Genomic DNA, 13,725 nt, shown 5'->3' on the forward strand with positions numbered 1-13,725 from the left:
CGGTCTCGAGCACCACACGGACCAGCCCGGGAGCAGGTCTCGAGCACCACACGGACCAGCCCGGGAGCATGACGCGCCAGCGTCTTGGCGATCACCTCGGGATCAGTCGCGCAGACTCCACGCCACACCACATCGCCTTCGTCATCGAGCACGCAAATATGCGTGGCCTTGTCCCCAACATCCAATGCTGCGAAAATCTTCACCGGTCATCCTCCTGCTCTGGAGCGCCGAAAGGCGACTCCGCACCTAAGCAGGAGGATGGCTACCTCAATTACGCCACGTCACCGTAATTTCCCAAGCCGACTTTGGTGCGGTAGGCGGATGACGGGTCGGACCACGGACGGATGAGCCCGGCATGACCAGCCGGCCAGTCGGTTTTCCGTGACACCGGCCCGCAACCTTCAGAATATGATAGCTCGTGGCAAGGACGTTAGTGCTGGTTCATCAGAAGGCCCCGCAGGCGGCAGCGGCGGAATAGTCAGAGCCAGCGGCGAACCTCGGCCTTGTAGCGGCGGTAGTCGTCGCCGAACTTCGCCTCGAGATAGCGCTCCTCGCGGGCGATCACCTGCGTCTGGATCGCGATCAGCACCAACGGGAGCAAGGCGAAGGCAATCGGCCCGTCGAAGCCGATCGCAAGGCCGGCATAGACAAGCGCCATGCCGAGATACATGGGATTGCGGGTCCACCGATAAGGACCGGTCGTTGCGATGAGGGTCGTTGGCTGCGCCGGCGGAATGTTGGTGCCCAGCTGCCGGAACAGCCCTGCCGCGGCAAGCATGATCCCCGCGCCGGCAACGAACAGCAGTGCGCCCGTCGCGACCAGCAACCGCCAGTCGATGCCGAAAGAGCGCAGGACGACGAACCGCTCCACCGCCAGCCCCAACAGGAGCGCTCCCAGATAGACGAAGGGCGGAGGGAAGCGCACACCCGCGCTGTCCGGTTCGACGGCCATGCTCATCCTCCTATCTCTGCTCTCAAACCAGCATCGACTGCTGGGCGAAGATACCAGCCATTGCGCCTTGCCATGATGCCGTGGTGACCGAGGGCAAGACGGGGTTGGTGAGGTCGCCCGCGGCGTAGATGCCGGGCATGCTGGTTTCGCGGCGCTCGTCGACCTTGAGGACGATGCCGAGGGGCGTATCGACCGTGGCGAGACCCAGCGATTCATGCAGGCTTGCCGACGGCTTGTTGCGCGGATGCGCGAACAGGATGTCGACCGCAACCTTGGACCCGGTATCGAGCATGACGATGGCATTATGGTCCCCGAGATGGGCGATTTCGGCGATCCGGCCATCGACGACAGGTATACCGCGGCGCGCCAGATCGGCCCGGACATCGGATGCAATTTCGTGACCATCGGCCAAGACCGTCAACGTGTCGGTCCAATCGTGAAACAGCCTGACCTGATTGTGCGACTGTGGGCCGGACCAGACGAGGCCCCAATGCTCGTCGGCGACTTCGAAACCGTCGCAATAGGGGCAGGGCACGATGGACCTGCCCCAGCCTTTGGCAAAGCCCGGAACATCGGGCATCTGGTCGACGACGCCGTAGCTCAGGATCAGGCGGCGCGCGCCAAGGCGTTCGCCATCGTCAGTGATGACAGAGAAATCGTCGATGGTGCCGGAAACGCTGTCGGCCCGGGCATTGACCAGCCTGACCGTGGGATAGCGCGCCAGCTGCTGCCGCGCCTCGGCCAGGATGTCCAGCGGTGGCTTGTGATCGTGGCCGAGCAGACCATGCGAGTGGCCGGCGAAGCGGTTGCGCGGCAGGCCGGTATCGAGAACGGTGACCTTGCGGCGGGCACGGCCGAGCTGCAGCGCGGCGGCGAGACCGGCAAAGCTGCCGCCGATGATGATGACGTCATCCATGGTGAAGGGCTCCGAGTTGTGGCTGTGCTGGGCCTGGCTTGCACATTTTAGAAACTGTGTGGTATCGTAATGCTGGATTGGGATACTGTCAAGTACTGGAATTGTCGTGACCGAAAACAACCAGGCCCGGCGCGGCCGGCCCGCCAACGAGGCGCTTGGCCAAACGATCGTCGATGCCGCGTACGAACTTTTTGTGGAATTGGGCTTTCAAGCGACGACATTGGACAAGGTCGCCCAGCGGGCGAAGATATCCAAGCTCAGCATCTATCGGCATTTCGAGAACAAGGAGGCGCTGTTCAGCGCGGCCATGGCGGCTCGCTGCCAACAGTTCGTACCACAGGCCTTTTTCGAAGGCGTCGACGGTTCGGCCGAAGACCAACTCATGGCGGCGGGATCGTCCCTGCTTCGCACATTGTTGCGCTCGGATGTCCGCAGCGTCGAAGCCATGGTCATGGCCGACAAGACGAATCAAAAGTCGCTCAGCAAGGTCCATTACGAAGCCGGCCCCGCCCATGTCATCGCCCAAATCGAGGGCCTGTTGCGTCAGTTACACGCGAAGGGGGCGCTGAACGTGCCCGACCCTCTCCAGTCCGCCCGCTTGTTTGCCGCGCTTTTCAAAGGATCCGATCTCCTGCTTATCGCACGCTTCGATGAGCAGAGAGCAGCGGACGACACCGAAATCGAATCCTATTGCCGGTCGGCCGTCGCCATGTTCATCGCCGCGCACGGTGGCGACGACCATGCGGGCGGATAGCCCAGACGGGGATGGGTTCAAATTACGGTGACGGGTGCAACAATACCGAATTATCGTTGCACCCGTCACCGTAATTCGCGTCACCGTAATTCCGACCAGTGCGGCAGCCGCGGTGAGATGCCGTCGCGGCCGCCGAGCACATTGGAGCCAATTCCCGGACGATCGATCATGAGAACCGGAGGGCTCGGCATGGCCGCAAGAGCCGCTCATTCCGTATTTGAGGTGCACGGCATCGCTCGATGCCCCCACCTCTCGTGGGCTTGTCTATCCCGAAAGCGGTAAATGGTGGTGCGGAGTTCGGACACTCGCCAACTCGTCAGGACCCGCGCGTCAGTCTCGGATCAAAGTCGATCGGATGTGGCATTCTGCCCAAAATAATTCGCCATCGAAAAATCGGTTGCCGGGAAACTCGATATATGTAGACTATAAGAATGGCACGTCCCGCTCATTCCTCCCGTCAAGCTGCCGCGCTTCTGAGCGCGCTGCTGGCTCAACCGACCAGCTGGCGACACGGATACGACCTCAGTCGCGAAACAGGGCTCAAGTCCGGAACACTCTATCCGTTGCTGATGCGCTTGGAGGATGACGGATTACTCGAGTCCGAGTGGCACCAGCCTGTCCCACCCGCGCGCGCTCCCCGTCATGCATATCGACTTACCTCTCCAGGTCGAGCCTTCGCGCGTGCGCTGCTCGCCAAGGCGACCGAGGGTGCCGGCCTGATCCCAGGAGCGATCACAGCATGAACAGCTTGAGCCGCCAGATTGCAACCGAGCTCATCCGTCATTGCACGGCTTTGCTTCCACCGGAGCGAGCCACCTGGGCTGCAGCCATGAAGGCCGAGGTAGACGCGCTAGAAGAAAACGATGCCGTGGGTTTCGCGGCCGGATGTGTCTGGGCTTCATTCAAGGAAAGGGTTTTGAGCGTGAACTTTGCAACACAATCGGTTCGCGTTGGTGGGATTGCGGCGATGCTGGTGCTGGCTGTTGTCTCCGCCCTGTCGGTAGAACGCGCCGCCGCCATAGACGCGTCAATCGCGCTGATTGATCTGCTCTCGTCAGCAGTCTTTGTGGCAGCGGTGATATGGAGTTTTTTCCGCGGCGCTCTCGCATTGATCCAAGCCGCGAGCACGATGGCCGTAATTTACGGTGTCGCGTTCATTTTCCTGGGATCACCAGCTGCGAGCACCAATGAATGGGCCAACGTTGCACTGTATCGCGCCCTTGCTCTCGAAGGGCTGATAATCTGGGCGGCCCTTTTGGGCTGCGGCATCTTCGTTCTTCGGAGCGAGGGCCGCGCGGCCGTTGAGCGTGTCTAATTGCGTGCAGACGCCAGGCAAGCGTCCGAGAGTGAACACCTGAGTTGATCAACAGCAGGGGGTAAGCGATGCGCCATTCAGCCTTGATGTTCTTTGGTCTGGTTGCTTGTCCCTTGGCGGCGGCACCGATGCAGTCCGCGCCGACTCCGCAACCAATCGCGGCTCAAGCCAACACTATCGACAGCAACGTGCGGCGCGATGTCGTCGCGAAACTCAGCGACGCCCTTCGTGACAATTACATCTTTCCGGATGTCGGGCAAAAGGCTGCGGAAAAGATCAGTGCGTCGCTTGCAGCTGGTGAATACGACAAACTCGCCGATCCGAGCGCCTTCGCAGCGCGGCTCTCCGCGGATGTCGCGGCAATCGCCCATGACAAGCACATGTCGGTCAGCTCGATGAGTGGACCACCGCCGGCACCCGGAGGTCCGGTTAGAGCGATGCCGCGCTCGGAAGCGGGTATAGTCCGCGCCGACAAGCTGGCTGGCGGTGTGGGCTATATCGAAGTGGTTGGCTTTCCGCCTTTGCCAGCATTCAAGCCGACGGTGGACAAGGCCATGGCCGTCCTCAAGGGCAGCCGTGCGCTGATCATTGATGATCGCCGAAACATGGGAGGATCGCCAGATGCGGTCGATTATCTCGTCAGCTATCTGATTTCGTCGGAGCGATCGATCGAGATCAACGACATCGTATCGCGCGTTCCGAAGACGAATAACTTTGACCATCAGAAATTCTACAGCCAGCCAACCCCGGTAAAATTTGCCAAGATTCCGGTTTTTGTCCTGACCAGTAAGAACACCTTCTCCGGCGGCGAGGAGTTTGCCTATGACGTCCAGACTCACAAGCTGGGAAAGATTGTCGGCGAGGTAACCGGCGGCGGTGCGAACCCGACGGGCCCCGTCGATCTCGGCCACGGCTTCGTCGCAAGCATCCCGTGGGGCCGGGCGGAAAACCCTATCACGAAGACGAACTGGGAAGGCCGCGGCGTTCAGCCGGACATAAAGGTGCCTGCACCCGATGCTCTGAAGGTTGCGTTGGCGCGATTGGGACAGAAGCCGGCGATCGACATCGCAACCGCTTCCCTGAAACAAGTATTTGCGCCGCGTTCAACTCCTCTCCCTGGGTCGGAGGCCGCCACTCGGCAATTCATCGCTGGGCTCGTCAGCGGAAATCCTGATTACGCCTCGATGACTCCTGAATTCGCGAGCTTCAACCGCGAGCACCTGCCCATGCTCCGACAGACGTTCTTGCTGCCGCTCGGGGAGTTGCGTTCGATCAAATTCGAGGACGTCGGCATGATGGGGGGCGACGAGTACCGGGCTTCATTTGCAAACGGCGCGATCATCGTCGCCGTCACGCTCGACGCCAATGGGAAAGTTGTCGGCGCACAGATGAGGCCAGCGCCCGCGGGACAGTGAATCAGCGCGGCAGCGTCCGCTCTCCACACATAGCCGCCGCTTTGTTCGGCTGAACGAACGGCAGTTACTGGGGCGACTAAGCGCCCCGCGAATGACCGATAATGGGGCGCAAACCCGTCGACCCCAGTTGCTCTCCAGGCGGATATGAGCGATCCCTTGCCGTGGGGGCGGAGGCAAGGCTGATGGGCGACAACCAGATACGGTTCGATGACGGCGCGGCCTATGAGCGCATGATGGGCGTGTGGAGTCGCCTGGTCGGCGAGGACTTCGTCGATTGGCTGGCGCCCGCCACCGGGCTGCGCTGGATAGATGTCGGTTGCGGCAACGGTGCCTTTACCGAGTTGCTGGTCGAGCGTTGCGCGCCGTCAGAGATTGTCGGCGTCGACCCTTCGGAAGGGCAGCTCGCTTTCGCGCGCGCTCGCCATCAGGCCGGGATTGCCAAGTTCCTGCAGGGCGATGCGACCGCGCTGCCGGTGGGCGACCATAGCTTCGATGCCGCGGTCATGGCGCTGGTCATCTTCTTCGTGCCTGATCCGGCAAAGGGCGTGGCCGAGATGGTGCGGGTAGTGAAACCCGGCGGCGCGATTTCGGCGTATGTCTGGGATCTGCTCGAGCCCGGCGGATTTCCGATGGCCGCGCTCCAGGAAGAGATGCGCTCGTCAGGCATCCAGCCCTTGCTGCCGCCAAGCGCCGAGGTGTCGCGAATGGATGCGCTTCGTTCGCTATGGCTCGATGCCGGCCTGACCGATGTCGCGACGCGCGAGATCACGGTAGCTCGCACTTTCGAGGATTTCGACGACTTCTGGGGCTCGGTCGAGATCGCCATCGGTATGACCCAGGCCACCCGCGACATGAGCGATAGTGACAAAGCGGGGCTGAAAGCCCGTATGCGCACCCGTGTGCGATCGGACAGCTCGGGCCGCATTACATATTCGTCGCGGGCAAACGCCGTGACGGGCCGCGCGAAATAGCGCCTCCTCGGCCTAACTCGCCCGCACCGCCGTCATCGTCGGCCAGGCGCGGGCGCCGGAGTTGATGTTGACCGAACGGTCCATTGTCAGCCGGTCGCTGTCGACCTCGAATACGAACGTGTCGCGGAATGCCGATTCCAGGAAGTGGACGACCAGTTCGATCCTGTTGGTGGCGATCCAGCGAAGCGCGGCCGCGACCGGCAAGCCCTCCATGCGATAGCCGTGGTGGAGGTCGGCGCCGGGCAGATAGGCGGGGGCGATCGTCCAGCCATCGCGTCCGGCGGTCAGGCGATGCTCGCCTTCGCCGTCGCTTAGCGTGATGCGCGCCTCGTCCTCGCCGAAGTCGAACGCCAGCCCGGTCAGGCCCTTGTCGTTCGGGGCCATCGTCCAGCGGCCGGCGAAGGCCGCGGGGTCGATCGGTGCGGTCGAGACGAAGGAGGGGCGCTCGCTCCATCCCTTTAGGCGTTCGGCCAACGCGACATCGGCGGCGGCATCGGTGCCGTTCGCGAAGGCTGCGGGAAAGTGCCGGTCGAGATACGGCGTCACGACCTTGCTCTCGTCCATCGCGGCGTTGAAGGCGAGGACCGCGTTCGATCCCGGGAACACTCGGACCATCTGGACGAACACGCCGAGCATGGCGAAGTGACCATCGCCGACTACCCAGTGATAGCCATATTGGTCGCCCGGTTCGCCGGCATGGATCCGGGTCGCCTCGGCCACCCAGCGCTCAGACAGGATGCGCTGGCCCTGCCACAGGCCGCGTTGCGCGTGCAGGATGCCGAGCTTCAGGCCGTCGGCGGTGGTGAAGCTGATCCCGTTGCCGCCGGGGTTGATCCCGTCGGGGCCGACATCCCAGCGGATGTTGGTGATGCCCAGGGGATCGAACAGCCGCGGTTTCAGATAGTCGAACGTCGTCTGTCCGGTAACGCGCGTGACGATCGCCGACAGCATGTAGCTGGCCGCGCTCGAATAGACATAGGTGGTGCCCGGTTCGTGATCGAACGGAATGCGGAAGAATTCGGCGATCCAGCTGGTGGCGATGCCGCGCCAGATCGATCCCGACACTTCGGTGCCCTGCCCGGAGCGCATCGTCAGCAAATCCTCGACCGTCATCCGCGCCGCGCGGCTGTCCGGATCGATCGCGACTTCGGGAAAGAGCGGCGCGACTTTCTGGTCGAGCGTCAGCCGGCCGGCATCGACCAGCATGCCGATCGCGCAGGCAGTGACGCTCTTGGTCATCGAATGCGTCATGCGCAGCCGGTCGCCGCTATACGGCCAATGCCAGCCCTCCGCGACCACCACACCGTCGCGCCACAGCATCAGATTGTGGAGCTCCAGCCCGGCCGCCTCGGCATCGTCGATGAACCCCAGGATTTCGCGCGAATCGACCCCCGCGCTCGACGGCGAGCCGCGGCGCAGGCCGTCCGGGGAAGGGGTTGCAACAGACGGAAGAGAAGAGGCCACGAAGGGGTCCCGAACAGGGGCTGAAGGGTCCCGAACGGTTACCGTCCGCCCGGTCCATCGTCAATGATTTTGTATTATTCTTGTCAATAGTTCAAAATTTGCCTATCGACCGCGAACGGGCTCGGGGGTCGTCTCGCGCCAGTTCCGACTCTCTGTCTTTTGGGTGCGGCGTGATCCGAAAACCAACCTATCTGAAATGGCACCGCTGGCTCGGCCTGACGGTCGGGCTGTTCCTGATGGTGCAGGGACTGACCGGCGCGATCATGGCGTTTCGCGATGCGCTCGAGCCGGTCGTGGTGCCGTCGCTGATCGTAGCGGAGCGTCCGGCGCGATTGCCGGTCCAGGGTCTGCTCGACGCATTTCATCGCGCGCACCCCGATGCCGAGCTGACGCGCGTCGAATTTCCCGATGCCGCGAACCAGGCAGTGATCGTCAAATCGACCATCAAGAAAGCGCGCTGGCTGACCGCGATCGATCCGTTCGACGGTCATGCCGTCCATGACGGCACCGCCACCGCCTGGCCGCTTGAGTTCATCTTCAACATCCACGAGCAATTGCTGTCGGGGCCGATCGGGGAGACGCTGATCGGAATTGAGGGCGTCTCTCTGCTGTTCCTGACGATCCTGGGCTTTTCCTATTGGTGGCCCGGCCGAAAGCGACTGAAGCAGGGGTTCCGGGTCAAGCTCGACGGCAACAATGATCTGCGCTGGCGGACCTTGCACCGCGCGGTCGGCGGCGGGGTCGCGGTGATCCTGCTGATGTCTGCGACCACCGGTGTGCTGATGGTGTGGAAGGAACAGGTCCGCGCCGGAATGAACCTGGTGGCGACAACCGAGAGCCGCCCGTCACCCAAGGTCGCCAAGAGCGACGGCGCGACGATGCTGCCGGTCGATCCGCTGATCACGCGGGCCAAGGCGGCCTATGGCGACACGCCGCTTCGCCAATTGCGCTTTTCGAGCGGCGGCCGCGTCGTCGCGGTGTTCCTGGGCAGCAATCATACGATCCGCGCCGACGGTACCAACCAGGTCTATTTCAACCGCTATGACGGCCGCGAGCTCGCCCATTACATCGCGGGCAGGCAATCGGGCGGGGCCGAGTTCCTCGACTGGGTCTACACAGTGCATACCGGTCTGTGGGGCGGGGCGGTCACGCAGGCGATCATGCTCGTCACCGGGCTGACCCTGTTCGGCATGGCACTCAGCGGATTGTGGCTGTGGTTCACGCGCACGCAGCGCGAGCGAGCGCGCAAAGCCGCGCGCGCCAAGGATCAACGAGAGGAAGTTGTAATGAAGGTTGTCGGCCAATGACGCGGTTGCTGGTGTTGCCGGGCGACGGGATCGGCCCCGAAATCACTGCCGCGACCATCGCGGTCGTGCGCGCGGCGGCGGGCGAGGGTGTGACCTTCGACGAGATGGCGATCGGTGAGGCGAGCCTGGCGGCATCAGGCTCGACCCTGCCGGACGCGGTGATGGTGGCGGTCCCGCAAGCCGATGGCGTCATCCTGGGGCCGGTGTCGCACTACACCTATCCCGCCGGCCAGCCCAATCCGTCGGCGGCGTTGCGCACCGGGTTCCAGCTTTACGCCAACGTCCGGCCCTGCCGCTCGCGCGCCGGGCTCAGTATCCTGCGTCAGCCGATGGACCTGGTGATCGTGCGCGAGAATACCGAAGGCTTCTATGCCGACCGCAGCATGTATGCCGGCCCCGGCGAGTTCATGCCCGACGCCGACAGCGCTTTCTCGATCCGCAAGATCACCGCGTTGGCCTCGCGCCGCGTGGCGCGCGCGGCGTGCGAGATCGCGGCGGCGCGGTCGGGCAAGCTGACCGTCGTGCACAAGGCCAACGTGCTCAAGCTGACCGATGGTCTGTTCCTGCGCGAGGTGCGCGCGGTCGCCGCCGAATTTCCGACGGTGACGCTCGACGAAGTGATCGTCGACGCCGCCGCGGCGCTATTGGTGCGCGATCCGGCGCGGTTCGACGTGATTGTCACGACTAACATGTTCGGCGACATTCTGTCCGACGAAGCATCGGAACTGAGCGGCAGCCTCGGGCTGGGCGGATCGATCAATGCCGGCGACGATATCTGCGTCGCGCAGGCGCAGCACGGTTCGGCACCCGATATCGCCGGCAAGGGCATCGCCAACCCGACCTCGCTGATCCTGTCGGCGGCGATGCTGCTCGACTGGCTCGGGCGGCGGACATCCGACGCGGCACTGACCAGCGCTGCGGCCCGGATCGAGCATGCGGTGGATCGCGTGCTCGACGATCCGCAGATGCGGACGCGCGATGTCGGCGGGCCGCTCGGCACCGATGCCTTCGCGCAGGCAGTGGTCGCCACGCTATGAACGTGACGATCAATCCCGCGACCGGCGCGATGATCGCCGAATTCGAGCTCCACGATGACCGCGCGGTCGATGCCGCGCTCGACCGCGCCATCGCGGCGCAGCGCGCGTGGCGTTGGACCGCGCATAGCGATCGCCGCGCCCTGCTGAAGCGGCTGGCGGAAGGCTTCCGCCGCGAGCGCGATGGGCTGGCCGCGCTGGTCACCGAGGAGATGGGCAAACCAATCGCCGAGGCCCGTGCCGAGGTGGAGAAATGCGCGCTCAATTGCGATTTCTATGCCGATGCCGCAGCCGGCATGCTGGCCGATGCCCCGGTCGGCGGCGCGCCGGGGGCGTTCGTCGCTTATGAACCACTCGGCGTGGTGCTGGCGATCATGCCGTGGAATTATCCGATCTGGCAGGTCGCGCGCTTTCTCGCGCCAGCCTTCGCCGCCGGGAACGGCGCGATCCTCAAGCATGCCGCCAACGTCCCACAATGCGCGATGGCGATCGAGCGGATCGTCGCCGGGGCCGGCGCGCCCGAAGGGCTGTTTGCCAGCTTGCGCGTCGAGCCCGAGACGGTCGGCCGGTTGATCGCCGATCCGCGCATCGCCGCGGTGACGCTGACCGGCTCGACCCAGGTCGGGATGATCGTCGCGGGGCAGGCGGGCAATGCGCTCAAGAAACAGGTGCTCGAACTCGGCGGGTCGGACCCGTTCGTGGTGCTCGCCGATGCCGATATCGAGCGTGCCGCGACGATGGCGGTGACCGCGCGCTTCACCAATGCCGGGCAGAGCTGCGTCAACGCCAAGCGCTTCATCGTCGATGCGAACATCGCCGACGACTTTGTCGAGGCCTTCGCGGCCAAAGCGAGCGCGCTCGTGCTTGGCGATCCGACTGCCGACAGCACCACGCTCGGGCCGCTGGCGCGCGCCAATCTGCGCACGGCGATCGCCGATCAGGTCGAGCGCAGCGTCGCGGCCGGCGCGCGCGCGGTGATCGGCGGCGCGGCGGGAGAGGGGGCAGGGTTCTTCTATCAGCCGACTATCCTCGATCGCGTCGTGCCGGGCATGGCCGCATTCGACGAAGAGACGTTCGGCCCTGCCGCCGCGATCATCCGTGCACGTGATACCGAGGAGGCGATCGCGCTCGCCAACCGCACCGCGTTCGGGCTCGGTGCGTCGATCTGGACGCGCGACACCCAGCGCGGGCTCGACCTTGCGCGGCGGATCGATGCCGGCGCGGTGTTCGTCAACGCGATGGTCGCATCCGATCCGCGCGTGCCGTTCGGCGGGATCAAGGCGTCCGGTTACGGCCGCGAACTCGGCGACCTGGGCTTACGCGAATTCACCAACGCCAAGACCATCCGGAGCGCCGCATGACCCCGATCGTCCTCATGCCCCAAGGCCTGCCGGTCAAGGATCGCGGCGGCGGCATCGTCACCACGCCGTTGGTCACCGCCGGCCGCGGATCGCGCGCGATGCTGACCGGGATCACCAGGATCGCGCCGGGTGCGGCGGTGCCGCTCCACACGCATAATTGCGAGGAATGCGTGGTGGTGCTGTCGGGAAATGGCGTCGCGCATATCGACGGGACCGACCATCCGGTGGCGCCTAACGACACGAGTTGGATCCCGGCGGAAATCCCGCATTGCTTTCGGAATATTTCGGACAGCGAGGAGATGGCGATCTTCTGGACCTATGCCTCGATCGACGCGACACGGACGATCGTCGCGACCGGGGTGACGACGCGGATCGATGAAGAGCGGTAGGGGACTGCTCACCCCTCTCCCGCCTGCGGGAGAGGGAGGGGCCCGCGAAGCGGGAGGGTGAGGGTCTTCTTACTTCTTCTCGAAATTCCATTCGCCTGGAAGAAGAAAGAAGACCCTCACCCAACCCTCTCCCGCTTGCGGGAGAGGGCTATGTCTCTCGACGCCCCGCCGTCACTCAAGCCGAACTCAGCAGCAAGCTTGTCTCGCTGTTCAGCACGCCGTCGATCAGCCGCACCTCGCGCAGCACGCGGTCGAAATCGCCCAGGCTGTCGGCGCGCAATTCGGCGATCAGGTCCCAGCCGCCATTGGTGGTGTGGAGCGTGTGGAGTTCGGGAATTTCCTTCAAATTGCGGATCACCGCGCTGGTGGCGCGGCCCGCCACTTCGATCATCATCACCGCGCGGATGCTCGAAGTCTCGTCGCGCGCGCGAACGGTGAAGCCGAGGATCGTGCCGTTCTCGACCATCCGCGCGACGCGCTTCTCGGCCGTCGCGCGCGAGATGCCGATGCGCGTCGCGAGTTGCGCCATCGGCGCGCGGCCGTCTTTGCGCAATTCGGCGATCAGCCGCCGGTCGGTCGAGTCGAGCTCCTGCATGATCGATATGCTCCTTGCGGCTGAGCATTCTGCTCCATCGTTGTATTTTTATCCAGCGATAATGCAATTATGCGCAGCGGTTCGCCTGCCTAGCATCCTCGCTCGAAAGGATGAGGATCATGCGCTTAGTCGAGGTAGGTCACGTCGTTGAGCTGGTCCGGCGCAAGGGGCTGGGCAATCTGCTCCGCGAACTCGCCGATTATATCGCCGCCGATTACGGCCGCTGGCCCGAATTCGACAAATCGCCACGCTATGCCAGCCATTCGCCCGGCGGCGTCATCGAGCTGATGCCGATCGCCGACAGCCGCGATTTCGGGTTCAAATATGTCAACGGCCATCCCGCCAACCAGGCGGCGGGGCTGCAGACCGTGACCGGGTTCGGGGTGCTGGCCGATGTCGCGACCGGTTATCCGCGGTTGATCGCCGAGATGACGATCATGACCGCGCTCCGCACCGCGGCGATGTCGGCGCTGGCCGCGACCTATCTCGCCCGGCCCGGGGCGCGGACGATGGCGATCATTGGGCTGGGCGCGCAGTCGGAATTCCAGGCGGAGGCGTTCCGCGCCTTGCTCGGCATCGACCGCTTGCGCATCTATGACGTCGATCCCGCCGCGACCGCCAAGTTTCGCGCCAACATGGCCGGCCGCGATTTCGCTATCACCGTCACGCCGTCCGCGCAGGAAGCGGTCGAGGGTGCCGACATCGTCACCACGGTGACCGCGGACAAGAAGCGCGCGACGATCCTGTCGGACAACATGATCGGCTCGGGAATCCATATCAACGCGGTCGGCGGCGATTGCCCGGGCAAGACCGAATTGCAGGAGGCGATCCTCGACCGCGCCAGCGTGTTCGTCGAATATCTGCCCCAGACGCGGATCGAGGGCGAGATCCAGCAGAAGCCGGCCGACTTTCCGGCAACCGAATTGTGGCGCGTGATCGCCGGCGAAACGCCGGGCCGCGCGCATCGCGACGAGATCACCTTGTTCGATTCGGTCGGTTTCGCGATCGAGGATTTCTCGGCGCTGCGCTATCTCGACGACGTGGTGGGCGAGGCGGGCCTCTACAGCAATATAGACCTGCTCGCGCGGCCGAGCGATCCGCGCGACCTGTTCGGCGTGCTTGCCGCAGCCGGATCGACGATGGCGGGCGACAGCGAAACCGTGCTTGCTCGCCAAGCGTGAGTATCGCCCGACGGCTGGCAGAAAGTTCCTTCCGCGACCGTCCCATTCACGGACAGTGGTTAACCAATCTT

14 protein-coding genes and 1 pseudogene are annotated in these 13,725 nt (G+C 64.2%); 10 read left to right on the top strand and 5 right to left on the bottom strand.

Features of this window, described 5'->3' with window-relative positions:
• From AC1DRD_RS21630 to AC1DRD_RS21640, 3 genes and pseudogenes are all read right to left on the bottom strand, one after another.
• Positions 1–203, bottom strand: a pseudogene (locus AC1DRD_RS21630) (IS110 family transposase); the annotation flags it as partial.
• A 275-nt stretch (positions 204–478) separates the two neighbouring features.
• Positions 479–952 carry a methyltransferase family protein gene (locus AC1DRD_RS21635; RefSeq protein ID WP_478042981.1) on the bottom strand — a complete coding sequence of 158 codons (474 nt, stop codon included), beginning with the start codon at positions 950–952 and terminating at the stop codon, positions 479–481.
• Between the two features lie 22 nt (positions 953–974).
• Positions 975–1,868, bottom strand: a complete 894-nt coding sequence (locus tag AC1DRD_RS21640; protein WP_478042982.1) for an NAD(P)/FAD-dependent oxidoreductase — start codon at positions 1,866–1,868, stop codon at positions 975–977.
• A 106-nt stretch (positions 1,869–1,974) separates the two neighbouring features.
• On the opposite strand from AC1DRD_RS21640, the gene AC1DRD_RS21645 reads away from it, so the two are divergent.
• The 5 genes from AC1DRD_RS21645 (at position 1,975) to AC1DRD_RS21665 (ending at position 6,323) form a co-directional block, all read left to right on the top strand.
• Positions 1,975–2,622 (top strand): TetR/AcrR family transcriptional regulator, encoded by a 648-nt coding sequence (locus AC1DRD_RS21645; RefSeq protein WP_478042983.1) that lies wholly within the window; start codon positions 1,975–1,977, stop codon positions 2,620–2,622.
• Positions 2,623–3,053: 431 nt separating this feature from the next.
• Positions 3,054–3,365, top strand: coding sequence for a PadR family transcriptional regulator (locus AC1DRD_RS21650; protein ID WP_478042984.1), 312 nt, complete (start codon positions 3,054–3,056; stop codon positions 3,363–3,365).
• Positions 3,362–3,937: a hypothetical protein gene (locus tag AC1DRD_RS21655; RefSeq protein ID WP_478042985.1), complete on the top strand. Its 576-nt coding sequence runs from the start codon at positions 3,362–3,364 to the stop codon at positions 3,935–3,937. Before AC1DRD_RS21650 ends, AC1DRD_RS21655 begins: the two co-directional genes overlap by 4 nt.
• A gap of 68 nt (positions 3,938–4,005) precedes the next feature.
• Positions 4,006–5,352: a S41 family peptidase gene (locus AC1DRD_RS21660; RefSeq protein ID WP_478042986.1), complete on the top strand. Its 1,347-nt coding sequence runs from the start codon at positions 4,006–4,008 to the stop codon at positions 5,350–5,352.
• A 182-nt stretch (positions 5,353–5,534) separates the two neighbouring features.
• A complete protein-coding gene (locus AC1DRD_RS21665) occupies positions 5,535–6,323 on the top strand; it encodes a class I SAM-dependent methyltransferase (protein WP_478042987.1) in 789 nt (262 codons plus the stop codon).
• 12 nt (positions 6,324–6,335) lie between these two features.
• Here AC1DRD_RS21665 and AC1DRD_RS21670 read toward each other — a convergent pair whose 3' ends face one another.
• Positions 6,336–7,787 (bottom strand): serine hydrolase domain-containing protein, encoded by a 1,452-nt coding sequence (locus AC1DRD_RS21670; protein WP_478042988.1) that lies wholly within the window; start codon positions 7,785–7,787, stop codon positions 6,336–6,338.
• 170 nt (positions 7,788–7,957) lie between these two features.
• Between AC1DRD_RS21670 and AC1DRD_RS21675 the strand changes: the two genes are divergently transcribed.
• The 4 genes from AC1DRD_RS21675 to AC1DRD_RS21690 are packed head-to-tail and all read left to right on the top strand — an operon-like array spanning position 7,958 to position 11,878.
• Complete coding sequence (locus AC1DRD_RS21675; protein ID WP_478042989.1) at positions 7,958–9,094, top strand: PepSY-associated TM helix domain-containing protein; 1,137 nt, start codon at positions 7,958–7,960, stop codon at positions 9,092–9,094.
• A complete protein-coding gene (locus AC1DRD_RS21680; RefSeq protein ID WP_478042990.1) occupies positions 9,091–10,131 on the top strand; it encodes an isocitrate/isopropylmalate dehydrogenase family protein in 1,041 nt (346 codons plus the stop codon). The genes AC1DRD_RS21675 and AC1DRD_RS21680 overlap by 4 nt, the downstream gene beginning before the upstream one ends.
• The gene (locus AC1DRD_RS21685) at positions 10,128–11,489 is read left to right on the top strand and encodes an NAD-dependent succinate-semialdehyde dehydrogenase (protein ID WP_478042991.1); all 1,362 of its coding nucleotides are present in this window, start codon (positions 10,128–10,130) and stop codon (positions 11,487–11,489) included. The genes AC1DRD_RS21680 and AC1DRD_RS21685 overlap by 4 nt, the downstream gene beginning before the upstream one ends.
• Positions 11,486–11,878: a cupin domain-containing protein gene (locus AC1DRD_RS21690; protein WP_478042992.1), complete on the top strand. Its 393-nt coding sequence runs from the start codon at positions 11,486–11,488 to the stop codon at positions 11,876–11,878. The genes AC1DRD_RS21685 and AC1DRD_RS21690 overlap by 4 nt, the downstream gene beginning before the upstream one ends.
• A 175-nt stretch (positions 11,879–12,053) precedes the next feature.
• Here AC1DRD_RS21690 and AC1DRD_RS21695 read toward each other — a convergent pair whose 3' ends face one another.
• Positions 12,054–12,473, bottom strand: a complete 420-nt coding sequence (locus AC1DRD_RS21695; protein WP_084250018.1) for an Lrp/AsnC family transcriptional regulator — start codon at positions 12,471–12,473, stop codon at positions 12,054–12,056.
• Positions 12,474–12,592: 119 nt separating this feature from the next.
• Between AC1DRD_RS21695 and AC1DRD_RS21700 the strand changes: the two genes are divergently transcribed.
• Positions 12,593–13,654, top strand: a complete 1,062-nt coding sequence (locus AC1DRD_RS21700) for an ornithine cyclodeaminase (protein ID WP_478042993.1) — start codon at positions 12,593–12,595, stop codon at positions 13,652–13,654.
• Positions 13,655–13,725: the final 71 nt, after the last annotated feature.

Source organism: Sphingomonas sp. P4_G2 (assembly GCF_056401155.1).